The following is a 22,598-nucleotide window of genomic DNA, read 5'->3' as shown; positions in this document are numbered from 1 at the left end:
CTGGCGGGTTCGAATCCCATGAAATGGGCCCAAAAAAGAAAGGCTCCCATTGCTGGGAGCCTATCAAATCAGTGGTGGGCGATGAGGGATGTCGCGTGCGGCTGACGCCGCCCGCTCTCGCTTCGTCGCTCCGCTTCTCGCGTGCTGCGCTGGAAAACGCTTCGCGTTTCCTCAGCTCCGCACCCTTGCGGGTTCGAATCCCCCCGCGATGGGCCCAAAAAAGAAAGGCCCCCATAGCTGGGAGCCTATCAAATCAGTGGTGGGCGATGAGGGATGTCGCGTGCGGCTGACGCCGCCCGTTTTCGCTTCGGGCCTGCGGCCCTCGCGTGCTGCGCTGGAAAACGCTTCGCGTTTCCTCAGCTTCGCACCCTGTCGGGTTCGAATCCCATGCGCTGGGCCCAAACAAAAACGGTCCCCTTGCGAGGACCGTTTCCAATTCAATGGTGGGCGATGAGGGATTCGAACCCCCAGCCTTGTGCGTGTAAAGCACCTGCGCTAACCGTTGCGCCAATCGCCCGTGCGGAGAGAGTATAGCAAAACAATCGCCTCATTCATCTCATATCCATTAAAGGTAACCGGCGCGTGTCGGCGCGGAGCTGATTCAGTTGAGATTGCCTGAACATTCCGCCCCTCTTTACGCCCTCGGGTATACTCAAAAGCTACTGATTCGATTTGATACCCAGCAACAGCAGAGGGGATAGTATATGTGCGGTTTTGTCGGTTTTGTCGGTGGGACGGATAACCAATCCGAGGTGCTCACCAAGATGATGGACCGCATCGTCCATCGTGGTCCCGACATGGGCGGCCAGTTTATCGACGGCCGCGTTGCCCTCGGCTTCCGCCGCTTGTCGATCCTCGACCTGACCGAGGCCGGCGCTCAGCCCATGGCCAATGAGGACGGTAGCGTCGTCATTGTCTTCAACGGCGAGATCTACAACTTCCAAGAACTCCGTTCCGAGCTCGAGGCCAAGGGCTACAAGTTCCACTGCGGCGCCGACACCGAGAGCCTCCTGCACGGCTACGAGGAGTGGGGCGAGGCAGTACTCGATCGCTTGCGCGGTATGTACGCCTTCGTCATCTGGGACAAGAAGAAGAATAAGCTTTTTGGCGCCCGCGATATCTTTGGCATCAAGCCGCTCTACTACTATCCCATGGCCGATGCGGGCGACGGCGCTCCGGGCGTGCTCTTCGGTTCCGAGATCAAGAGCTTCCTGGACTACCCGCACTTCCACAAGGCGGTCAACAAAAAGGCCCTGCGTCCGTACATGACGCTGCAGTATTCGGCAACCGAGGAGACCTTCTTCGAGGGTGTCTACAAGCTGCCGCCGGCGCATTACTTTACCGTCGATATCCCGACCGGCAAGATGAACATCGAGCGCTACTGGGATTGCGATTACTCTGCCGTCGAGAAGCCGTTCGAGGAGTACGTCGACGAGCTGGACGAGGTCGTGCACGAGAGCGTCGAGGCCCATCGCATCGCCGACGTCAAGGTCGCGTCGTTCCTCTCCGGCGGCGTCGACTCCAGCTACATCGCCGCTTGCCTCATGCCCGACAAGACCTTCTCGGTGGGCTTCGATTACAAGAATTTCAACGAGACTAACTACGCCAAGGAGCTTTCCGATAAGCTCGGCGTCGAAAACGTTCGCAAGATGATTACCGCCGACGAGTTCTTCGGTGCGCTCGAGGACATCCAGTATCACATGGACGAGCCGCAGTCCAACCTGTCTTCCGTGCCGCTGTGGTTCTTGGCCGAGATGGCCCGCAAGGACGTCACCGTCGTGCTTTCGGGCGAAGGCGCCGACGAGCTCTTTGGCGGCTACGCCTACTACGAGGACACGGTCCCAGTCCGCAAGTACAAAAAGATGGTGCCGCTGCCCATCCGTCGCGCGCTCGGTAACCTGGCGTTGCATATGCCGTACTTCAAGGGACATAACTTCCTGGTCAAGGGTGCCGAGATCCCCGAGAAGTCGTTCCTGGGACAGGCTCTGGTATGGCCGGAGCGCGAGGTCGACGGCGTGCTCAAGCCCGAGTACAACACCGGCGATGGCGCCTTCGAGCTTGCCGCTCCCATCTATGCGCGCGTGAAGGGTCAGCCCGAGCTGGTCAAGAAGCAGTACCTGGACATGAACATGTGGCTCCCGGGCGACATTCTGCTCAAGGCCGACAAGATGTGCATGGCGCACTCGCTGGAGCTGCGCGTGCCCTTCCTGGACCGCAAAGTCATGGAGTTCGCCGAGCACATTCCCGACCGCTACCGCATCAACGAGAACGGCAACAAACAAGTACTCCGCCACGCTGCCAACAAGTCGCTGCCTGATGAGTGGGCCACCCGTCCCAAGGTGGGCTTCCCGGTGCCCATTGTCTACTGGCTGCGCGAGCAAAAGTGGTACGACTATGTCAAGGAGTACTTCACCGCGCCGTGGGCAAGCGAGTTCTTCGATACCGACGAGCTCATGCACCTGCTCGATCTGCACTTTGCGGGCAAGGGCGATTTCCAGCGCAAGATCTATACGCCGCTCGTGTTCCTGGTGTGGTACAAGCGCTTCTTTATCGACGAGGACCAGCCCGCTGTTCAGGCTGCCTAGCCTCGGCTTACGAACGCCTGCGCGTAACGGCTCCTCCGGGAGCCGTTTTTGCGTGGGTGCGTTTCAGTTACTATAAAAACCGTCCCTGCCAAATGGCTGAGAAAGGCGAAAGATGCACCATTCGGATTCCGCGACCGTGACCACGGTCGATACGCTTGCCAAGCTTCTCGATGTGTGCGGCGAGCTGCGCGCATCAGAGCAGGTTGACGAGCGTGCCGTGACCGGCTGCTCGTTTGATTCGCGTGCGGTCTCGGCAGGTGACGTGTTCTTTTGCAAAGGTGTTGCCTTTAAGCCCGCGTTTTTGAGCATGGCGCTCGATGCGGGCGCCGTCGCATTTGTGTGCGAGGAGTCGCTGGTCGAGTCTCTGGAGCCGCTGGCGCAGGAGAGCGGTGCTGCGATGCTGGTTGTTGATAGCGTTCGCACGGCCATGGCCCTGTTGCCGCCGGAGGTCTACGACCGTCCCGACCACGACGTCAAGATCGTGGGCATCACCGGCACCAAGGGAAAGACCACGGCCGCTTTTATGCTCCAGTCGATTATCAAAGCGGCGGGCGAGTCCTGCGGCATGATCGGCTCGGTGAGTACCGACGATGGCATCGAGTGCTACGAGAGCACCAATACTACGCCCGAGGCCCCCGAGGTCTGGCGCCATATCGCCAACTGCCGTGAGTCCGGTCGCCAGTCCATGGTCATGGAGGTCTCGAGCCAGGCACTCAAGTACCAACGCGTCGAGAATCTGCCGTTTGACGTGGCGTGCTTCCTCAACATCGGCCGTGACCACATCTCGCCGATCGAACACCCCACGTTTGAGGATTATTTTGAGAGCAAACTCAGGATCTTTGACCAGGCGAAGACCGCCGTGGTGAATCTGGGCACCGAAGAGGTTGACCGTGTGTTGGAGGCAGCGTCGACGGCCGAGCGCTTGGTGACCGTTGGCGTCGAGCATCCCGAGGCAAGCCTGTGGGCGAGCGATGTGCGCATGGTCGGCTTTAACATCGAGTTTAACCTGCATGGCCTGTGTGCCGACGAGTCCGAGGCGGGGGAGAAGGTCCTGCTGGGCATCGCGGGCGACTTTAACGTGGAAAACGCGCTGGTCGCTATCGCCGCTGCGCACGAGATCGGCATCGGTATCGATGCCATCAAGAAGGGCCTCTCCAAACTGCGTGTGCCGGGCCGTATGGAGGTCGTGGAGTCGAAGGACGGCCGCGTGATCTGCGTCGTTGACTATGCGCACAACCAGCTTTCGTTCCGTTCGCTTTTCTCGTCGGTCAAGCGCGCGTTTCCCACTAGTCCAGTCATTGCAGTGTTTGGCGCTGCCGGCGGCAAGGCGCAGGAGCGCCGCGAGCAGCTTCCGCGCGAGGCCGCACCATATTCCGACCTGATGATCTTTGCCAACGAGGACCCGGCTCACGAGGACCCGATGAAGGTCTGTCGCGAGCTTGCCGAGCATGTTCCCGACGATACGCCGAACGAGATCATCCTCGATCGCGAAGCCGCTGTGCATGCGGCGTTCAAGGCGGCGCGCGAGGAGTACGTCAGCCCCAATGCTCCCACCATTGTCTTGCTGCTGGCAAAGGGTGACGAGGAGCTCATGCACGTGGGTGACGAGTTCGTGCCTATCGAGAGCGACCTTTCGTTGGCCAATCGCCTGATCGATGTTACCCAGTTTGACTAATGAACCATGATGGCGGCGGCGCCCTGAGTGCGCTGTCGCCATAAGCGTGTTCCCTCAATCAAAACATGCCGTCCAAGTCCAAACCCTTCTACGTAAACGGAGTAACCATGTCCCACAACACCCTGCCGACCGTTGCCGAGCTTTCGGGCGAGATGCGCGAGCGCTTGGCCAAGGTCAAGTACGTCTTTACCGACCTGGATGCCACGATGCTCGCACCCGGCTCGTGCGTGCTGTGCGACAACGACGGCAACCCCTCGACCAAACTCGTCGAGGCCGTCGTGGCACTTGCCCGCGCTGGTATTCAGGTGGTTCCCACCTCGGGCCGCAACCGTACCATGATCCACGAGGACGCGCGCGTGCTCGGCCTCAACTCTTACATTGGTGAGATGGGCGGCCTGGTCATGTACGACCTCAAAGCCAACGATTGGGAGTATCTGACTGGCGACATGCCTTACGACCCCGTTTGCGGCCTTACTCCGCACCAGGTGATCGAGCAGACCGGCGTGTGCGAGAAGATCCTCGCCCGCTGGCCGCACAAGATCGAGTATCACAACGACATGTCGACCGGCTACAAGTACCGCGAGGTCACCGTCGGCATGCGCGGCGATGTGCCCGACGATGAGGTCCAGGCCATCCTCGACGAGGCCGGCTGCGGCCTGGTGTGGGCCTGTAACGGTCACCTGACGCATCTGTCCAAGCCGACGACGCTCGAGCTCGATCGCGTCGAGGACGGTCGCGCGTTCAACATCAACCCCGCGGGTCTCAACAAAGGCGTCGCCATTGCGCGCTTCTGCGAGCACCTGGGGATCGAGCGCGAGGAGACGCTCGCGCTCGGCGACTCCGAGTCCGACTTCTACATGGCCGATCACGTGGGCACGTTCTGTCTGGTCGAGAATGGCCTGACGAGCGCCGGCGCGCCCGAGTTCCTGGCTGCTTGCGAGAACGCTTTCGTTACGCGCGGCAAAATTGTCGACGGTTGGGCGGCGACGGCAGAGCTGCTGGTCGCGGCGCGTTCGTAGCGCGGCGTCGCCGCACTTGGATATGTCTTTTCGAGAGAGACTGGTGAGGTAATGTCCGATATCGAGAATCCGGCAGGCGACACGCGCCCGATCGGTGTGTTCGATTCTGGCCTGGGCGGTCTGACGGTTGCGCGCGCCATCGCGACGGCGCTGCCGCACGAGTCCGTCTACTACTTCGGCGACACCAAACGCTGCCCCTACGGCACGCGCACCGAGGATGAGGTGCGCTCGTTTGCGTTGCAGGCGGGCCGTTGGCTGTCGAAGCACGACGTCAAGATTATGGTCATCGCCTGCAACACGGCGACAGCTGCGGCCTTACGTCTGGCCCAGCAGGTGCTCGACGTTCCCGTGATCGGCGTGATCGCGCCGGGTGCCCGTGCGGCAATCAACAGCACCCGTTCGCGTCGCGTGGGCGTGCTCGCCACCAACCTCACCATTCGCTCGGGCGCTTACACGCGCGCCATTCAGGATCTAGATGCCGGCGTCGACGTATACGGCTGCCCCGCCTCGAGCTTTGTCGAGGTTGTCGAACACGAGCTCGCCTCGGGTGCGCATCTGCAAGAGCAGTGGCTTGAGAACGAGGACATCTTCGATACGCCTGCCGTGCGTGCGCTGGTGGGTGCCACGGTTGAGCCACTGCGCGACCACGGTATCGATACCGTGGTGCTCGGCTGTACGCATTTTCCGCTGTTGGTGGGACCTATCCGCCATGCGCTGGGGTCTGGGGTGCGCGTCGTGAGTTCCGCCGAGGAGACCACACGAGAGCTGACCGATATCCTCACGCGCCGCGAGCAGCTGGCGGGTGACGCCGCCGAGCCGCAGCATCGTTTTGCCACGACGGCCGATAACATTGCCGAGTTTGCGGTGGCGGGCAGCTTTATCTTTGGTCAGCCGCTCAAGAGCATCGAACATATCGATATCGATGAGCTGGAATAGATGTAAGGCAGCCGCCAAAGCCTTCGCCACATCTTTTGCCGAAAGGATATTTCTATGGAGTACATGCAGGTCAACCGCGCCAACGGCCGCGCCGCCAACGAGTTGCGTCCCGTTAAGCTCACCCGTGGCGTCATGAAGCACGCCCACGGTTCGTGCTTGGCCGAGTTCGGCGACACGCGCGTGCTGTGCGCCGCCACCATCGAGGAGGGCGTGCCGGGCTGGCGAAAGGGAGCTAAGGCCGGCTGGGTGACCGCGGAATACGCCATGCTGCCGACGTCGACCGGCAAGCGCTGCAAGCGCGAACACGCCAACCGCAAGGGCCGCTCCATGGAGATCGAGCGCCTCATTGGCCGCAGCCTGCGTACCGTCGTCAACATGAAAGCGCTCGGCGAGTACACCGTCACCGTCGACTGCGATGTGATTCAGGCCGATGGCGGTACGCGTACGGCGAGCATTACCGGCGCCTGGGTGGCACTGCACGACGCCCTCGCCATGTGGGTCGAGGCGGGCAAGATCGAGCGCATCCCGCTTACCGGCCAGGTGGCCGCCATCTCCATGGGCGTTGTCGACGGCAATACGCTGCTTGACCTCGATTATTCCGAGGACAGCCATGCCGAAGTCGACATGAACCTCGTCGCCACCGACACCGGTGAGATGATCGAGCTCCAGGGCACTGGCGAGCAGGCGCCCTTTGACCGTAAGCGCCTCAACGCCCTGCTCGACTTGGGCGACAAAGGCATCGCCGAGCTCATCGAGCTTCAGCGCCAAGCCATCGCCTAACCTGCCAAAAAGGGACAGGTTTATTTTGGCAGGTTTTATCTGGGAAAACGTCGAAGTATAAGACTGCCGTTGATTGAGAGGGGAGAGGCGGAGGCCCTCGTCGCCCTCGGCGCGGCATTGCTATAGAGACAAGGAGACCACTCATGGCACTTGAGAAGATCGACATCGACACCCTCGACCCGGCGGCGACCATTGTCGTGGCAACGGGCAACGCCCATAAGCTCACCGAGATCGAGGCCATTTTGGGCAAGGTCATGCCCGAGGTGCGCTTTGTGGCGCTCGGCCAGCTGGGCGAATTTGAGGACCCCGAGGAAAACGGCACGACGTTTTTGGAGAACGCCATCATCAAGGCGCAGGTTGCCGTCGAAGAGACGGGGCTCATGGCCATTGCCGACGATTCGGGCCTGGTCGTCGACGCGCTGGACGGTGAGCCCGGTGTGTATAGCGCGCGCTACGCGGGCGTTCACGGCGACGATGCCGCCAACAATGCCAAGCTGCTCGTGAATCTGGAAGGCGTGGCAGACGAGGACCGCACCGCGCGCTTTATGAGCGTCGTTGCGCTCATCGATACGGACGGCCTGGTCACCTATGGCGAGGGCGCCTGTGAGGGCGTTATCGCGCACGAGGGCCGCGGCGATCACGGCTTTGGCTACGACCCGCTGTTCCTGCCGGTCGATACGCCGGGCAAGACTATGGCCGAGCTCACGGCGGACGAGAAGAACGCCATCAGCCATCGATTCCATGCGCTCGAGCACCTATCCGCCAAACTGACGGGCGAGGAGTAGGCCGTGCGTGCGGTGGTTCAGCGCGTGCTCAACGCCGGCGTGACGGTCGACGGCGAGTACGTGGGCAAAATTGGGCGCGGCTATCTGGTGCTGTTGGGCGTGGGCCACGGCGACACGCGCGCCGAGGCTGATAAGCTGTGGGGCAAGCTCCGCGGCTTGCGCATTAACGAGGACGAGAACGGCAAGACCAACCTGGCACTTGCCGATGTCGACGGCGAGGTTCTCGTAGTGTCGCAGTTCACGCTGTTCGCCGATTGCCGTCACGGCCGCCGCCCATCGTTTACCGATGCCGGCGCCCCCGATGTTGCCAACGAGCTCTACGAGTACTTCTTGACGCTCGTTCGCAAAGATGTCGAACACGTGGCGCACGGCATCTTTGGCGCCGATATGAAAGTCGACTTGGTCAACGACGGTCCGTTCACCATCGTCCTCGATACCGACAATCTGTAAGTAGCCAAATTAGCTACTTGCGCGTGGTCGCAACAGGGTGCTATAGTATTAGAGTTTTGTCTATCTTAGGGGTATTATCCCCTTTTTGAATTGCATCTTCTGGAGGCCCTGTTCATGGAAGAGATGGAAGTCAATCACGTCGACGACATCCACGAGAAGCTGACCGATATGGTGGGCGATCGCGTTAAGGTGAAGGCCAACATGGGCCGCACCCGCGTCGTCGAGCGCATGGGCACCATCAAGAGCGTCCATCCGGCAGTCTTTATCGTCGAGGTTGACGAGCGCCGCGGCCGCAAGTCGCGTCAGTCCTACCAGTATATCGATGTCCTCACCGGTCAGGTCGAGCTGTTCGACCCCGAGAGCGGCGAGCATATCTTTACCCCGCTCGGCAATCAGCTCGAGGAGCACTAGCGGTGACCGATCGGTCCCTGACTCTTTCCGCGCCGGCAAAGATTAACCTCTACCTGGGGGTTCATACCGAGCGCGATGACCGCGGCTACCACAGGGTCGATTCCCTGATGGCAGCCGTCGGTCTTTCCGATTCCGTGACGGTCGCGCCGGCGCAGGCGCTGACCGTCCAGACGGTTCCGGCATCAGATTTTCCCATGCAAAAGAATACGGCGTATCGGGCTGCGGTTGCTATGGCCGAGCATTATGGTCGCGAGGCAAACATCTGCGTGATGATTGAGAAGCGCATTCCATTGTGCGCCGGCTTGGGCGGCCCCTCGACGGATGCGGCCGCGGTCATTGTCGCCTTGGCGGAGCTCTGGGGAATTGATCGCACCGACCCCGCGCTCGACGACATTGCGCGGGGTATTGGTGCTGACGTCCCGTTCTTTTTGCACGCGAGCCCTGCGTTCTACGTAGGTGGGGGAGACGTGCTGGCAACTGAGTATCCCGCGCTGCCCGCAACGCCCGGCGTGTTGGTCAAGCCGCGCGAGGCAAGCGTTTCGACAATTGAAGCCTATCGACGTTTTGACGAGGCTCCGGTGCCTGCAGACAAGCCCGGCGCGATCGCATCTGCCCTTCGCTCGGGAGACGCAGAGGCGGCCTACGCGCTCGTCCACAACAACCTGGGTGCCATTTCCGCACAGATGGAGCCGCAGATTCAAATGGTTCTCGATTGGCTGCGTAAACAGGACGGCACCGTTGCTGTAGATGTGTGCGGATCGGGTGCCTGCTCATTTGCCATTTGCGACACCGCCGCCACGGCCGAAAGGCTTGCCGACGCTGCCCAGCAAAACGGCTGGTGGTCCTGCGCGACGGAGCTCATTCCCAACACGGTTCAAATCGACGCGCCAAAGAAATAAAATTTTCTCTAGCACGCGGCGAAAATCTTTGTTACTATAGTCGAGCTAACGGGTTGTGGCTCAGTTTGGTAGAGCACTGCGTTCGGGACGCAGGGGTCGCTGGTTCAAATCCAGTCAACCCGACCAGAGCATGAGGAGGGACCGCTTCTTGCGGTCCCTTTTTTTAGCTATTGTTGTGATACCGCGATACCCGCGGTATACTCATTCGAGCTTGTCTCGCTGTATTGTGGAGGTCTAAATGTTTGGACTGAGGGCTCCTGAGCTCATCATTATTCTCGTCGTTGTCCTGATTATCTTCGGGCCCAAGAACCTGCCGAAGCTCGGCAAGTCCCTCGGCTCTACCGTCAAGAATATCCGTGAGGGTATGGAGGGCGACGATAAGGCCGAGACCAAGCAGGCCGAGGAGGTCGTGGTCGAGCAGTCCGAGGAGGACAAGGAGATCGCTGAGCTCGAGGCCAAGCTCGCTGCTGCCAAGAAGAAGCAGGCAGAGGACAGCGACGCGGACGCAGAGTAGTCCCATCCCTTTGGGGTGAGCACCTGACCGGCTTGCCCGCAGGCTAGCCGGTCTTTTTCGTTTTGTTGACAGTTGATTGTTTGATCAGAGTTGGGGAGATATCCGTATGGACGCAAGCCAGATCGTACTGACCGCTGAGGGCCGCCAGAAGCTCGTCGAGGAGCTCGCTTGGCGTGAGGGCGATTACGCCAAGGAGATCGTCGAGGACATCAAGGAAGCCCGCGCGTTCGGCGACCTTTCGGAGAACTCCGAGTACGACGCCGCCAAGGACAAGCAGGCCCAGAACGCCGCTCGTATTGCCGAGATCCAGGCCATCCTCGCCAACGCTCAGGTTGCTGCCACCACAGGTGATCTGACCGTCTCCATCGGTTCCACCGTTTCGCTGATTGATCCCAACGGCGAGGTCATGGAAGTCACGCTCGTCGGTACCACCGAGACCAACTCGCTCGAGCACAAGATTTCCAACGAGTCTCCGGTCGGTCACGCCATCATCGGTCACGGCGAGGGCGACTCCGTCGAGGTCGTTACGCCTTCCGGCAAGACTCGCGTCTACACCATCGCCAAGATTGCACGCTAGACCACGGTCCCGCGTAAAGGTTTGTTTTCGCTCCCTGGGACCGAATCCTGGGGAGCGTTTTAGTTTGAGGAGCTAACTTATGGCAGAGAACCAGAACGCCGCAGATCAGGCATCGACGCTCAACGACGAGCGCGCCACCCGCCTGGCCAAGCGCGCCGCCCTGTTCGAGGCGGGCCAGAACCCCTATCCCGAGCACTCTGAGCTTGAGGACTACGTTGCCGATATCGAGGCTAAGTACGCCGAGCTTGCCGATGGCGAGGACACCGAGGACGTCGTGAAGATCGCCGGCCGTGTGGTCGCCAAGCGCGGTCAGGGCAAGATCATGTTCATCGTCGTACGCGATGCGACTGCCGAGATTCAGCTGTTCTGCCGCATCAACGACATGGACGAGGCCGCCTGGAATACGCTCAAGTCCCTCGACCTGGGCGACATCCTGGGCGTGACCGGCGTGGTTGTGCGCACCCAGCGCGGCCAGCTTTCCGTTGCCCCTAAGAGCGCGACCCTGCTTGCCAAGGCCGTTCGTCCGCTGCCCGAGAAGTTCCACGGTCTTTCCGACAAGGAGACCCGCTATCGCCAGCGCTATGTTGACCTGATCGCCAACGACGACGTTCGCGAGACCTTCCGTAAGCGTTCGCAGATTCTCTCCACCTTCCGTCGCTTTATGGAGTCCGACGGCTACATGGAGGTCGAGACCCCCATCCTGCAGACCATCCAGGGCGGCGCTACTGCCAAGCCGTTCATCACGCACTTCAACGCGCTCGATCAGGAGTGCTACCTGCGCATTGCTACCGAGTTGCACCTCAAGCGCTGCATCGTCGGCGGTTTTGAGCGCGTGTTCGAGATCGGCCGTATCTTCCGTAACGAGGGCATGGACCTTACCCACAACCCCGAGTTCACCACGATGGAGGCCTATCGTGCCTTCTCCGACCTCGAGGGCATGAAGGCGCTCGCCCAAGGTGTCATTAAGGCGGCTAACAAGGCCATCGGCAACCCCGAGGTCATCGAGTACCAGGGCCAGACCATCGACCTTTCTGGTGAGTGGGCCAGCCGTCCCATGACCGACATCGTCTCCGACGTGCTCGGCAAACAGGTCACCATCGATACGCCGGTCGAGGAGCTTGCTGCTGCCGCGCGCGAGAAGGGCCTGGAGATTAAGCCCGAGTGGACCGCCGGCAAGATTATCGCCGAGATCTACGATGAGCTGGGCGAGGACACCATCGTCAACCCCACGTTCGTGTGCGATTACCCCATCGAGGTCAGTCCGCTTGCCAAGCGCTTTGAGGACGACCCGCGCCTGACGCACCGCTTTGAGTTGGTTATCGCCGGTCACGAGTACGCCAATGCGTTCTCCGAGCTCAACGACCCGGTCGACCAGGCCGAGCGCTTTGCCGCCCAGATGGCCGAGAAGGCTGGTGGCGACGATGAGGCCATGGAGTACGACGAGGACTACGTGCGCGCCCTCGAGTACGGTATGCCTCCCGCGGGCGGCATCGGCATCGGTATCGACCGCGTGGTCATGCTGCTCACCAACCAGGCTTCCATCCGCGACGTGCTGCTGTTCCCGCACATGAAGCCCGAGAAGGGTTTCCAGTCCGGTGCCGCTGCCGCCAAGGCTGCCGAGGCCGGCAACGCCGCGAGCCCGTTCGTTAAGTCGCTTAAGCCCACGCTCGATTACTCCAAGATCGCCGTCGAGCCGCTGTTTGAGGAGTTCGTCGACTTTGATACCTTCTCCAAGAGCGATTTCCGCGCTGTGAAGGTCAAGGCATGCGAGGCCGTCAAGAAGTCCAAGAAGCTGCTGAACTTTACGCTCGACGACGGCACCGGCACCGACCGTACCATCCTCTCCGGCATTCACGGTTATTATGAGCCCGAGGACCTGGTCGGCAAGACCTTGCTCGCCATCACCAATCTGCCGCCGCGCAAGATGATGGGCATTCCCAGCTGCGGCATGCTCATCAGCGCTATCCACGAGGAGGATGGTGAGGAGCGTCTCAACCTGATCCAGCTCGACGCCTCCATCCCCGCCGGCGCAAAGATGTACTAGGGGGTTACGCGGGTTTACCAACCCGCGTAACCAGTTGACGCTGCAAGCCCGCCAGAGCGGCAATCTGCCTTTCAACTTCGGCGGCATGATCAGAAGATCAATGCCGCCTCGTTTCAAGGCACCTTGCTCGCTCTGGCGGGCTTTCGCTGTCGTTGCCAAGGCATCGGCGTTGCCTTGGCTGTCAAGCTGGACGTCGCTCGCTGTCCGTCCTCTACCTGCGGCGTTGCCCTGGTTGGCACTTAGGGACGTTCCTTTTCTGCCGGCACTTTGATCCCTTGGGGACGGAGGAAAAGGGATCATTACTTTGCACCAAATACACGAGAGTGGTCCATCGATGAATCGACGTTTGTGCACATGGCTCGCATGACAGCCGTCTCTTTTATGTTTCCTTTAGCCGTCGCTGCCTAGGATGGGGGTTAGTCGGTAGGAAGGGAGCGTCTATATGGACGACGCGAGCGAGCGTGCAATCGAAGAGGACATGCTCGATCAGTTCAATTACTTTGACGATGAGGATGAGGAGCTAATCGATCGTCGCGAGCCGGCATCGCTTGACTCATTTGATCTGGTCGATGAAGAGACTGATGAGGTTGAGGACGAATCAACGGAGCCCCCACAGTCTTCGCGCCTTGACTCGCTGCTTTCGAGAGCCCCCATGCACCACGGTGTTCGTGCCGGCGCACTCCATATGAAAACAGACTGGCACCAGATCGTGACGGCAGGCGATGAGCTTGCCGTCGATGCGCCGCTCACCGATAAGTCATCCATCATCTGCCGCACCGGTATGCTTATGCTCGCGAGCGGAACGGGTGCCTGGCGTGTACGCGATACCATGAATCGCGTTGCCGCCGTACTCGGTGTCACCGTCCACGTTGACTTAAGTCTTCTGTCGTTTGAGTGCACCTGCATCGAAGATGGCCACTGCTTTAACGAGGTTGTCAGCCTGCCCACAACGGGAGTCAATACCCATCGCATTTGGATGATGGAGAGCTTCCTAAAGGAAATCGAGACGTATGGGCGCCGGTTTACCGTGCACGAATACCACGAGATGCTCAAGACCGTTGAGAGTTCAAAACCCGATTACTCTCCCTGGCAACAGGGCCTTGCGGCAGCTTGTGCTTGCGGCGCCTTCGTCTTTTTGCTCGGCGGCGGCCCTATCGAGATGGCCTGCGCATTCGTAGGCGCTGGTGTTGGCAACTTTGCTCGCTCTCATATTCTCAAGCAGGGTCTTGGCCAGTTTAGCGCGCTGACGATTGGCGTTGCGCTCGCTTGCGTTTCGTATCTGCTGGCATTGCTCGGCCTTGGCCAGGTCGTACCGGGGGCAATGTCGCACCAAGAAGGCTATATCGGCGCCATGCTCTTTGTGATTCCCGGCTTTCCCCTCATTACGGCAGGCCTCGACATCGCTAAGCTCGATATGCGAAGCGGCATTGAGCGTCTTTCGTATGCCGTGTCGATTATTGTGATGGCGACCCTTGTGGGCTGGATGGTTGCCGAGTGTGTGGGGCTGGCACCGGATGATTTTGCTCCGCTCGGCCTTTCGCCGCTTGCCCTTACGCTCCTGCGCGTGGTGATGAGCTTCGTTGGCGTATTCGGCTTCTCGGTGATGTTCAACAGCCCGGTAAAGATGGCCGCGGCAGCTGGGCTGATCGGCGCCGTGTCCAATACCTTGCGCCTTACGCTCGTCGATGCGCCGGCGCTGTTTCCCTTCCTGGGCCTGAGCGTAGGTATGCCTCCCGAGGCGGCAGCGTTTATTGGCGCGCTGGTATCGGGGCTGCTCGCGAGCTTAGCCGAAATCAAGCTCACCTACCCACGTATCGCCCTCACGGTGCCATCGATTGTCATTATGGTGCCGGGCTTGTATCTGTATCGCTCGATGTATTACATGTGCACCTTCGACACGGTCAATATGCTCGGCTGGTTTGTGCGTGCAGTGCTCATCGTGGCGTTTTTGCCCGTTGGCCTGGGTGTGGCGCGTACGCTCACCGACCCTCGCTGGCGCCACACCAGCTAATTGGTGCAAATGAAACTGATCCGCAAAACATGAACGTGGAAAATCTCCCGTTTTTGGCTTGTTTACGGGCTCAAAACGGGAGATTATCCACGCTCGTGGAATGGGTGTCCGAAAATCCACGCTCGTTGGGCCGATGCAGACGCACCTGGCAATTCCTTTTTTGTAGACGTTGTCGTATGGCTGCATGCGGAAAAGGCCCCAGCGGTTAACATATACTCCATATGGGTAAAGAGACCAAAGCGCCGCCACGAGTGGCGCTTTGCGTTTGAAAAAACTAGCTCGTCTAAGAGGAACTAGCATGTTAGACCGTTTTACCGATCGCGCGCGCAAGGTCATGTCCATGGCCAAGCAGGAGGCGCTTGATCTTCATTCAAATAAGGTGGGTACCGAGCATCTGTTGCTCGCGCTCGCCAAGGAGGACGAGGGCATTGCCGCTGAGGCGCTGCGCTCGCTCGATATCTCCTACGACGACATCATGGATACCCTCAAAGAGGTCCAGACCACGGTTCCCGAGCCCAGCGAGGAGACCGAGGCTGCCAAGCTTGCCTTTACGCCGCTCGTCATTAGCGTGATGGAGCGCTCCTTCCGCGTGGCGCGTGAGAACAACCAGACCTACGTGTCGACCGAGCACTTGCTGATCGGCATCGTCGAAGAGGGCAGCGGCATGGCCATGGACATCCTCATGCGCCTGGGTGTGTCGTCCGCCTCCATCAAAAAGGCTATCGAGAAACTCACCGCCAAGGATCAGGACAAGAAGCGTCCGCTCGCCGGAGCCGGCGCCGGTCGCCCCGGTGCGGGCTTGCCGTTCTTTAGCGGCTCGGATGCCTCTCAGCAAAGGGGGGGCGGCACCGACACGCTCAAGCAGTTCGCCACCAACCTCACGCAGAAGGCGCGCGACGGCGAGCTCGATCCCGTGATTGGCCGCGAAAAGGAAGTCCAGCGCATGATGGAGATCCTTTCGCGCCGCACCAAGAACAATCCGCTTATCCTGGGCGATCCCGGCGTGGGCAAGACGGCTATCGTCGAGGGCCTGGCGCAGCAGATTGCTGCTGGCAATGTGCCCGAGAATCTTATGAACCAGAATATCTGGACGCTCGATCTGCCGGGTCTTGTCGCGGGTGCCAAGTATCGCGGTGAGTTTGAGGAGCGCCTCAAGAACGTGATCCAGGAGGCAACCGAGGCCGACGACGTCATCTTGTTTATCGATGAGATGCACACCATCATCGGTGCCGGTTCTGCCGAGGGCTCCATCGACGCGAGCTCCATGCTCAAGCCCGTGCTCGCGCGCGGTGCCTTCCAGATTATCGGCGCCACCACGGCCGAGGAGTTCCGCAAGTACCTCACCAAGGACCCGGCCTTCGAGCGTCGCTTCCAGACCATCGATGTCGAGGAGCCGAGCGTCGAGGACACGGTCAAGATCCTGACCGCGCTCAAGCCGCGCTACGAGGAGCACCACCATGTGCGCTATACGCAGGGTGCTATCGAGGCCGCCGCGAACCTTTCCAACCGCTACATTCAGGATCGCTTCCTGCCCGATAAGGCCATCGACCTCATTGACGAGGCCGGTGCCCGCGCCCGAATCGCCGCCAACCGCGCGCCCGAGCCGGTGCGCGAGGCCGAGCATCGCATAGAGGAGCTCAAGGCCGCCGCGCAGGAGGCCACCGAGAGCGACGACATGAACAAGGCCGCCGAGATCACCGAGCAGCAGAAGGCTGCCGAGATTGAACTCGCCGAGGCCAAGGCTGCCTGGACCGCCGAGCTCGACGCCAGCCCGCTCACCATCGATGTGAGTCAGATCGCCGATATTGTGTCCGTGACTTCGGGCGTGCCGGTATCCTCGCTTACCGAGAGCGAGAGCCGGCGCCTGCTGCAGACCGAAAGCGTGCTCAAGACGCGCATCATCGGCCAGGACGAGGCCGTCGAGGCCGTCGCCAAGGCCGTGCGCCGCAGCCGCTCGCCGCTCAAGGACCCGCGTCGTCCCGGCGGCAGCTTTATCTTCCTGGGTCCCACCGGCACGGGCAAGACCGAGCTCGCCAAGACGCTCGCCGAGTATCTCTTTGGCAGCAAGGACGCGCTCATCAGCTTCGACATGTCCGAGTTCGGTAGCGAGTTCGAGGTCTCCAAGCTCATCGGTAGCCCTCCGGGCTACGTCGGTCACGACGAGGGCGGCCAGCTCACCAAGGCCGTTCGTCGCCACCCGTACTCGGTCGTGCTGTTCGACGAGATCGAGAAGGCGCACCCCGATATCTTCAACATCTTGCTGCAGGTGCTGGAGGAGGGCCGCCTGACCGATAGCCAGGGCAAGACGGTCGACTTCCGCAACACCGTGATCATCATGACGTCCAATGTGGGCGCCCGCGAGATTGCGCAGGATGCGAGCGTGGGCTTTGGCACCACCGGCGAGCAGGGTCTCACGTCGAGTGAGATCCGCGGCCGCGCGATGGGCGAGCTCAAGCGCCTGTTCCGCCCCGAGCTGCTCAACCGCATCGACGACATCGTGGTGTTCCAGAAGCTCTCGGGCGAGAATCTCACCAAGATCGCGCACCTGCTGGTGGACGACCTGCGCCAGCGTCTGATTGCCAACGGCATGAACATCAAGCTCACCGATGCGGCCTATGACAAGATCGTGGCCGAGGGCACCGACCTCACCAACGGTGCGCGTCCGCTGCGCCGTGCTATTCAAAAGCTCATCGAGGACCCGCTGTCCGAGGAGCTGCTGGCCGGCGAGTGGGGCGAGGGCGATACCGTCCTGTGCGACGTGGCCGATGGCAAGTTTGTCTTTAGCCACGGCACGGGCGAGATCCCGGCACCGCGTCTGGCGGGCACGCTCGGTGGTGATACCGCCCCGGCGGCACCGCACACTGGCAACGCCGCGCCCGTGAGCGGCGGCGTGACCTCGGGCCCCGGTGGCATGATGCAAGCCGGTTCCGGCGCGCTGTAGGGCGTGGCGACAATTTGATACGCGCAATCGAGGCGCTCCGGAAAGGGCGCCTCGATTTGTAGAGCTGCGGTAGTTGTGACCGTTACGCTATGCGGTCCACCGTTAGCCGATGATGCAAGGGCGCTCGGCGTTTTCGACTGGTTTATGCACGCAAAGTCTGGGAATATACAAGGCGCATGTCTTACTGTCTAACCAGTTGCGCCAAGGAGGCACCATGGATTACAAGATCACCGGCTACGAGCCCGCCCAGCTGTTCCATTTCTTTGAGGAGGTCAGCGCGATCCCCCGTGGGTCTGGCAACGAGAAGGGCATCAGCGATTTCCTGGTTGCGTTTGCCAAGGAGCGCGGCCTCGATGTGTACCAGGACGAGGTCTACAACGTCATCATTCGCAAGCCCGCTTCTGCCGGCGCCGAGAATGCCCCGACCGTGATGCTGCAGGGCCACATCGATATGGTGTGCGACAAGTTGGGCTCTGTTGAGCACGACTTTACGACCGACGGTATCGACCTGGTCGTCAAGGACGGCGTCCTCACCGCTAACGGCACCACCCTGGGCGCCGACAACGGTATTGCTGTCGCTCTGATGCTTACTGTGCTCAACGACGATTCGATTGCTCACCCCGCCCTCGAGTGCGTATTCACCACCGACGAGGAGACTGGCCTGGTCGGCGCCGAGACGCTCGACAAGTCCCAGATTAGCGCCCGCACCATGATTAACCTTGACTCCGAGGAAGAGGGCGTTGCCACCGTCAGCTGCGCCGGCGGCGTCGTTGTTACCTACACCTGCCCCATCGTGCGCGAGCACAAGACCGGCAGCACCCTCACGCTCGACATCTCCGGCCTACTGGGTGGTCATTCCGGCAACGATATCAACCTGGAGCGCGGCAACGGCAACCTCATCATGGCCCGCATCATCGACCGCCTGATGGTCGCCGGCGAGCCCGCCATCGTTAGCTTTAACGGCGGCACTAAGGACAACGCCATCAACCGTGAGTGCAAGGCCGAGCTGGTTTACGCCGACCACGCTGCCGCCGAGGCCGCGGCCCAGATCGCAAAGGACATCATCGCCGACGTCACTGCCGAGCTCGAGGTCTTCGACCCCGGCTTTACCTGCACCGTCGAGATTGCCGACGACGCCGAGGTCGAGGCCATGGATCAGAAGTCCGCGCTTGCCCTCATCCGCGCCCTGCGTCTTGCCCCTAACGGCGTGATTCGCCGCAACGTCGCCACCGACGGCTCCGTCGAGGTTTCCTCCAACATCGGCGTGGTCGCCACTTCCGACGACCAGGTCAAGATCATGCTGTCCCCGCGCTCCTCGATCACCTCGCTGCAGAACGAGTTCAAGGACCGCCTGCAGACGCTGGCCGATGTCTTGGGCTTCGACGCCAAGTTCGAGTTCGAGTATCCCGGCTGGAGCTATGCCGAGCATTCGCCGGTCCGCGACGTTTTTGTCGAGAGCTATCGCGAGCTCTTTGGCTCCGAGCTGCGCATCGAGTCCATTCACGCCGGCCTTGAGTGCGGCCTGTTTGCTGAGGCCCTGCACGGCCTGGACGCCATCGCCGTGGGCCCGACGCTCTCCGATGTCCACACCCCGGACGAGAGCATGGAGCTCGCTTCTGCCGAGCGCTTCTACGAGCTGCTCATCGACGTCCTCAAGCGCCTCGCTGCGTAAAGGTTGCTTTGGCTAAGCCGCTCTAAAACGGCTGGCTATGAAAACGGCCGCCTGGCGTAATGCCGGGCGGCCGTTATTCGCTACAGTGCGAGGATCCCAAGGTGCTCAAGCAAGATCTTAAGCCCGATGAGGATGAGCACGATGCCGCCCACGATGGTGGCAGGTTTTTCGTAGCGCGCGCCAAAGGTGTGGCCGATCGCTACGCCGGCGACGGAGAAGATAAACGTTGTGACGCCGATAAGCGATACAGCGGGAACGATGTCAACCGAGAGCGCCGCAAATGAGATGCCTACGGCTAGGGCGTCGATTGAGGTGGCGATGGCGAGGATCAGGTACTCGCCCAGGTCAATCTTTTCGGCATCCTTGCCGTCGCCTTCATTCTCGTCCTCGGTAAAGGCTTCCCACAGCATTTTGCCGCCGATAAAGGCCAAAAGGATAAAGGCGATCCAATGGTCGATGGGTCCGATGATGCCCATGAATTGACTGCCAAGCGCCCATCCGATTACGGGCATGCCGGCCTGAAAGCCGCCAAAGAACAGGCCGAGCACCGCGGCGACTTTAAGGTCGATCTTCTTCATGCCAAGGCCCTTGCAGATGGATACGGCAAAGGCGTCCATCGAAAGGCCAACGGCGAGCAGCACGAGCTCTGCGAGTCCCATAGTCTGACTCCCTCTCTGCGGGCGGGCCCGCGTGTACCTCTTGGGGGAGTAACAAAAAAGACCCGTGGCGTACGCGTTGCGCGCACAGCCACGAGTCTCGTTCATTAAGGCAAGCCAGGCCGCATCGGCCAGTGTGTTGACTTGCCGCGCCACCGGAGGCGAACCCGATCACGCGACTACTCCCTCATTTATGCGAATCCCGATGCTACCACATAAGCAGCTCATTTGGGTTGGGGCTCTTTTGACTACCCCAGCGGTGTTCGCTCATTCTGTAAGCATCGGATTTCGCAAGCGCTGCGGGGGCAAACCGTGAGAAACTATTTAGCGTTTATGGAGCGTATACGATGGGAGCGATGCCTTGGATAAGAACGAGCTGCAAAAGCGTATGGAACAGGCCATCCGCCTGACGGCACCTGGTCAGCCGATCCGCACCGCCCTCGACATGATCATCGCCGGTCACCTGGGTGCCCTTATCTGCGTCGGCGACACCGAAAACGTGCTCGCTGCCGGTAACGACGGCTTCCCACTCAACATTTCGTTCACCTCGAACCGCCTGTTCGAGCTCTCCAAGATGGACGGTGCCATCGTTATCGACGGCGACCTCACCCAGATCCTGCGCGCCAACTTCCACCTCAATCCCGATCCCTCGCTTGCCACGAGCGAGACGGGCATGCGTCACCGCACTGCCGCTCGCATGTCGGTGCTCACCGATGCCATCGTGATCTCGGTCTCGGCCCGTCGTGCCGTCGTCAACGTGTACGTTCACGGCAAGAGCTATGAGATCCAGCCCGTCACCACCATCATGAGCTCGGTCAACCAGCTCGTCGCCACGCTCCAGACTACCCGTCAGTCGCTCGATCGCTCCCTACTGCGCCTGACGGCCCTCGAGCTCGACGACTACGTTACGCTCGCCGACATTACCGGGATTTTCTCGAGCTTCGAGATCATGCAGCAGGCAAAGACCGAACTTAAGGATTGCATTGTCAAGCTGGGCAACCAGGGCAAGCTCGTGCAGATGCAGCTCGAGCAGCTCGCCGGCTCCAGCATGGATACCGAGTACGACCTGATGATTCGCGACTATGCGAGTGATTCCTCCGAGGCCAATGCCGAAAAGATCCGCGCCAACCTGAGCCGTATGACGCCTAAGGACCTGTCCGACCCACAGCATGTGGCGGCGGTTCTGGGTTACGACGACCTGGACGAGGACTCCGTCATGACGCCGCTGGGCCTGCGCACGCTTTCGCGCGTGTCCGTCGTGCGCGACGGCGTGGCCGAGAAGATCGTCGACGAGTACGGCTCGCTGCAGGAGCTCATGGATGACATCAGCGAGGATCCGGAGCGCCTGGGCGACTTTGGCGTCAACAACCCTGCCATTCTTGCGGACTCCCTGTACCGCATGAAGGGTACCAAACAGGGGAACGCATAATGGCGCCCGTATGCGCCGTGGTCGTTGCCGGTGGCAGCGGCCAGCGCTTTGGTAACCCCGGTGGTAAGCAGCTCGTCAATGTAGCGGGCCGTCCGCTTATGAGCTGGTCCATCCGCGCATTTGACCGTAGCAATAAGGTCGGCCACATCGTCGTGGTTTGCCCTGCCGAGCGTCGTGCCGAGATGCGCCGCCTGGCCATCGACCCGTATTCGTATAACACGCCCATCAGCTTCGCCGATGCCGGCGATACCCGTCAGGATTCCACCCGTGCCGGCGTGCATGCGGTTCCGGCGGGTTTCGAATATGTCGCCATCCACGACGGCGCCCGTCCGCTCATCACGACCGAGGCCATCGATCATGCGATCGACGTGCTTGTGGACGACCGCGCCCTCGACGGTGTCGTATGCGGTCAGCCCGCGATCGACACGCTCAAGATCGTCGACGGCGACAATATCGTCGAGACGCCGCCGCGTGAGCTCTACTGGGCCGCGCAGACACCGCAGATCTTTAGCGTCGACGCCATGAAGCGCGCCCACACCGCAGCTATCGCCGAGGGCTTTATCGGGACCGACGATTCTTCGCTGGTCGAGCGCATGGGCGGGCGCGTCCGCTGTGTCCAGAGCCCGCGCGATAACCTTAAGGTGACGGTGCCCGAGGACCTGCGTCCCGTAACCGCGATTCTGCTTGGTCGCATGGCCGAGGGAGAGGACCTTCCCCATGTTCAGTAACCTGCGCATTGGCCACGGCTACGACGTCCACCGTTTGGTGGAGGGGCGTCGATGTATCATCGGCGGGGTTGACATTCCCTACGAGCGCGGCCTGCTGGGCCACTCGGATGCCGATGTGCTCGCGCATGCCTTGGCCGACGCCATTCTGGGCGCCTGCCGCGGGGGAGACATCGGCAAGCTATTCCCCGATACCGACCCCGCCTATGAGGGTGCCGATTCGATGGTGCTGCTCGCTCGCGTGATGGACTACGCGCGCGAACTGGGCTTCGAGTTTGTCGATGCCGATTGCACCATTGCCTGTCAGCAACCCAAGATCACCCCGCACCGCGATGCCATGCGCGCCAACCTTGCCCATGCCCTGGGCGTCGACGTCGAAAACGTGGGCGTCGCCGCCACTACGACCGAAAAGCTCGGTTGGGAAGGTCAAGGCGAGGGAATTGGCGCCTGGGCCGTCTGCCTGCTACAGAAAACTGTTAAGGAGTAACG

19 protein-coding genes and 2 tRNA genes are annotated in these 22,598 nt (G+C 61.0%); 19 read left to right on the top strand and 2 right to left on the bottom strand.

Annotated elements, in window-relative coordinates; translation table 11 throughout:
* Positions 1-441: 441 nt before the first annotated feature.
* Positions 442-517, bottom strand: a tRNA-Val gene (locus DXD48_RS02220).
* Positions 518-704: 187 nt separating this feature from the next.
* On the opposite strand from DXD48_RS02220, the gene asnB reads away from it, so the two are divergent.
* The 16 genes from asnB (at position 705) to DXD48_RS02140 (ending at position 19,299) form a co-directional block, all read left to right on the top strand.
* On the top strand, positions 705-2,585 hold the full coding sequence (gene asnB, locus DXD48_RS02215; protein ID WP_117563808.1) for an asparagine synthase (glutamine-hydrolyzing): 1,881 nt from the start codon (positions 705-707) through the stop codon (positions 2,583-2,585).
* A gap of 112 nt (positions 2,586-2,697) precedes the next feature.
* On the top strand, positions 2,698-4,260 hold the full coding sequence (locus DXD48_RS02210) for a Mur ligase family protein (RefSeq protein ID WP_117563807.1): 1,563 nt from the start codon (positions 2,698-2,700) through the stop codon (positions 4,258-4,260).
* Between the two features lie 107 nt (positions 4,261-4,367).
* On the top strand, positions 4,368-5,279 hold the full coding sequence (locus tag DXD48_RS02205; RefSeq protein WP_117563806.1) for an HAD family hydrolase: 912 nt from the start codon (positions 4,368-4,370) through the stop codon (positions 5,277-5,279).
* A 51-nt stretch (positions 5,280-5,330) separates the two neighbouring features.
* Entirely contained in the window at positions 5,331-6,215 is an 885-nt protein-coding gene (murI, locus tag DXD48_RS02200; RefSeq protein ID WP_117563805.1) for a glutamate racemase, read from the top strand.
* Positions 6,216-6,269: 54 nt separating this feature from the next.
* Positions 6,270-6,995, top strand: a complete 726-nt coding sequence (gene rph, locus DXD48_RS02195) for a ribonuclease PH (RefSeq protein ID WP_117563804.1) — start codon at positions 6,270-6,272, stop codon at positions 6,993-6,995.
* Positions 6,996-7,138: 143 nt separating this feature from the next.
* Positions 7,139-7,780 carry an RdgB/HAM1 family non-canonical purine NTP pyrophosphatase gene (gene rdgB / locus DXD48_RS02190; RefSeq protein WP_117563803.1) on the top strand — a complete coding sequence of 214 codons (642 nt, stop codon included), beginning with the start codon at positions 7,139-7,141 and terminating at the stop codon, positions 7,778-7,780.
* 3 nt (positions 7,781-7,783) lie between these two features.
* Positions 7,784-8,230: a D-aminoacyl-tRNA deacylase gene (dtd, locus tag DXD48_RS02185; protein WP_117563802.1), complete on the top strand. Its 447-nt coding sequence runs from the start codon at positions 7,784-7,786 to the stop codon at positions 8,228-8,230.
* 114 nt (positions 8,231-8,344) lie between these two features.
* Entirely contained in the window at positions 8,345-8,641 is a 297-nt protein-coding gene (locus tag DXD48_RS02180) for a Veg family protein (protein ID WP_006234957.1), read from the top strand.
* 2 nt (positions 8,642-8,643) lie between these two features.
* A complete protein-coding gene (gene ispE / locus DXD48_RS02175) occupies positions 8,644-9,540 on the top strand; it encodes a 4-(cytidine 5'-diphospho)-2-C-methyl-D-erythritol kinase (RefSeq protein WP_233506758.1) in 897 nt (298 codons plus the stop codon).
* 49 nt (positions 9,541-9,589) lie between these two features.
* Positions 9,590-9,666 (top strand) — tRNA-Pro (locus DXD48_RS02170).
* A 112-nt stretch (positions 9,667-9,778) separates the two neighbouring features.
* Positions 9,779-10,054, top strand: a complete 276-nt coding sequence (gene tatA, locus DXD48_RS02165) for a twin-arginine translocase TatA/TatE family subunit (RefSeq protein WP_022094895.1) — start codon at positions 9,779-9,781, stop codon at positions 10,052-10,054.
* A gap of 106 nt (positions 10,055-10,160) precedes the next feature.
* Positions 10,161-10,631, top strand: a complete 471-nt coding sequence (gene greA / locus DXD48_RS02160) for a transcription elongation factor GreA (RefSeq protein WP_006234960.1) — start codon at positions 10,161-10,163, stop codon at positions 10,629-10,631.
* Positions 10,632-10,710: 79 nt separating this feature from the next.
* Positions 10,711-12,675, top strand: a complete 1,965-nt coding sequence (gene lysS / locus DXD48_RS02155) for a lysine--tRNA ligase (protein ID WP_117563801.1) — start codon at positions 10,711-10,713, stop codon at positions 12,673-12,675.
* A 442-nt stretch (positions 12,676-13,117) separates the two neighbouring features.
* Positions 13,118-14,686 carry a threonine/serine exporter ThrE family protein gene (locus DXD48_RS02150; RefSeq protein ID WP_199407875.1) on the top strand — a complete coding sequence of 523 codons (1,569 nt, stop codon included), beginning with the start codon at positions 13,118-13,120 and terminating at the stop codon, positions 14,684-14,686.
* 298 nt (positions 14,687-14,984) lie between these two features.
* Positions 14,985-17,627 carry an ATP-dependent Clp protease ATP-binding subunit gene (locus DXD48_RS02145; RefSeq protein WP_117563800.1) on the top strand — a complete coding sequence of 881 codons (2,643 nt, stop codon included), beginning with the start codon at positions 14,985-14,987 and terminating at the stop codon, positions 17,625-17,627.
* A 214-nt stretch (positions 17,628-17,841) separates the two neighbouring features.
* The gene (locus DXD48_RS02140; protein ID WP_117563799.1) at positions 17,842-19,299 is read left to right on the top strand and encodes an aminoacyl-histidine dipeptidase; all 1,458 of its coding nucleotides are present in this window, start codon (positions 17,842-17,844) and stop codon (positions 19,297-19,299) included.
* Between the two features lie 80 nt (positions 19,300-19,379).
* On the opposite strand, the gene DXD48_RS02135 is transcribed toward DXD48_RS02140, so the two are convergent.
* Positions 19,380-19,958, bottom strand: coding sequence for a manganese efflux pump MntP family protein (locus DXD48_RS02135; RefSeq protein ID WP_117563798.1), 579 nt, complete (start codon positions 19,956-19,958; stop codon positions 19,380-19,382).
* A 358-nt stretch (positions 19,959-20,316) separates the two neighbouring features.
* On the opposite strand from DXD48_RS02135, the gene disA reads away from it, so the two are divergent.
* The 3 genes from disA to ispF are packed head-to-tail and all read left to right on the top strand — an operon-like array spanning position 20,317 to position 22,596.
* Positions 20,317-21,384 carry a DNA integrity scanning diadenylate cyclase DisA gene (disA, locus tag DXD48_RS02130; RefSeq protein WP_089572525.1) on the top strand — a complete coding sequence of 356 codons (1,068 nt, stop codon included), beginning with the start codon at positions 20,317-20,319 and terminating at the stop codon, positions 21,382-21,384.
* Entirely contained in the window at positions 21,384-22,112 is a 729-nt protein-coding gene (gene ispD / locus DXD48_RS02125; RefSeq protein WP_117563797.1) for a 2-C-methyl-D-erythritol 4-phosphate cytidylyltransferase, read from the top strand. The genes disA and ispD overlap by 1 nt, the downstream gene beginning before the upstream one ends.
* Positions 22,102-22,596: a 2-C-methyl-D-erythritol 2,4-cyclodiphosphate synthase gene (ispF, locus tag DXD48_RS02120; RefSeq protein WP_006234975.1), complete on the top strand. Its 495-nt coding sequence runs from the start codon at positions 22,102-22,104 to the stop codon at positions 22,594-22,596. Before ispD ends, ispF begins: the two co-directional genes overlap by 11 nt.
* Positions 22,597-22,598 lie beyond the last annotated feature (2 nt).

It is taken from the genome of Collinsella sp. TM05-37 (assembly GCF_003436455.1).
In the GTDB taxonomy this organism is placed as follows: Bacteria; Actinomycetota; Coriobacteriia; order Coriobacteriales; family Coriobacteriaceae; genus Collinsella.
This window is presented reverse-complemented; position numbering and strand designations above follow the sequence as displayed.

Excerpts from the sequence above, each read along its gene's own strand:
- DXD48_RS02135 (WP_117563798.1), bottom strand. The coding sequence starts at position 19,958 with ATGGGACTCGCAGAGCTCGTGCTGCTCGCCGTTGGCCTTTCGATGGAC.
- asnB (WP_117563808.1), top strand. The coding sequence starts at position 705 with ATGTGCGGTTTTGTCGGTTTTGTCGGTGGGACGGATAACCAATCCGAG.
- lysS (WP_117563801.1), top strand. The coding sequence starts at position 10,711 with ATGGCAGAGAACCAGAACGCCGCAGATCAGGCATCGACGCTCAACGAC.
- DXD48_RS02210 (WP_117563807.1), top strand. The coding sequence starts at position 2,698 with ATGCACCATTCGGATTCCGCGACCGTGACCACGGTCGATACGCTTGCC.
- DXD48_RS02205 (WP_117563806.1), top strand. The coding sequence starts at position 4,368 with ATGTCCCACAACACCCTGCCGACCGTTGCCGAGCTTTCGGGCGAGATG.
- DXD48_RS02180 (WP_006234957.1), top strand. The coding sequence starts at position 8,345 with ATGGAAGAGATGGAAGTCAATCACGTCGACGACATCCACGAGAAGCTG.
- DXD48_RS02140 (WP_117563799.1), top strand. The coding sequence starts at position 17,842 with ATGGATTACAAGATCACCGGCTACGAGCCCGCCCAGCTGTTCCATTTC.
- greA (WP_006234960.1), top strand. The coding sequence starts at position 10,161 with ATGGACGCAAGCCAGATCGTACTGACCGCTGAGGGCCGCCAGAAGCTC.
- DXD48_RS02150 (WP_199407875.1), top strand. The coding sequence starts at position 13,118 with ATGGACGACGCGAGCGAGCGTGCAATCGAAGAGGACATGCTCGATCAG.
- ispD (WP_117563797.1), top strand. The coding sequence starts at position 21,384 with ATGGCGCCCGTATGCGCCGTGGTCGTTGCCGGTGGCAGCGGCCAGCGC.
- murI (WP_117563805.1), top strand. The coding sequence starts at position 5,331 with ATGTCCGATATCGAGAATCCGGCAGGCGACACGCGCCCGATCGGTGTG.
- DXD48_RS02145 (WP_117563800.1), top strand. The coding sequence starts at position 14,985 with ATGTTAGACCGTTTTACCGATCGCGCGCGCAAGGTCATGTCCATGGCC.
- ispF (WP_006234975.1), top strand. The coding sequence starts at position 22,102 with ATGTTCAGTAACCTGCGCATTGGCCACGGCTACGACGTCCACCGTTTG.
- tatA (WP_022094895.1), top strand. The coding sequence starts at position 9,779 with ATGTTTGGACTGAGGGCTCCTGAGCTCATCATTATTCTCGTCGTTGTC.
- rph (WP_117563804.1), top strand. The coding sequence starts at position 6,270 with ATGGAGTACATGCAGGTCAACCGCGCCAACGGCCGCGCCGCCAACGAG.
- rdgB (WP_117563803.1), top strand. The coding sequence starts at position 7,139 with ATGGCACTTGAGAAGATCGACATCGACACCCTCGACCCGGCGGCGACC.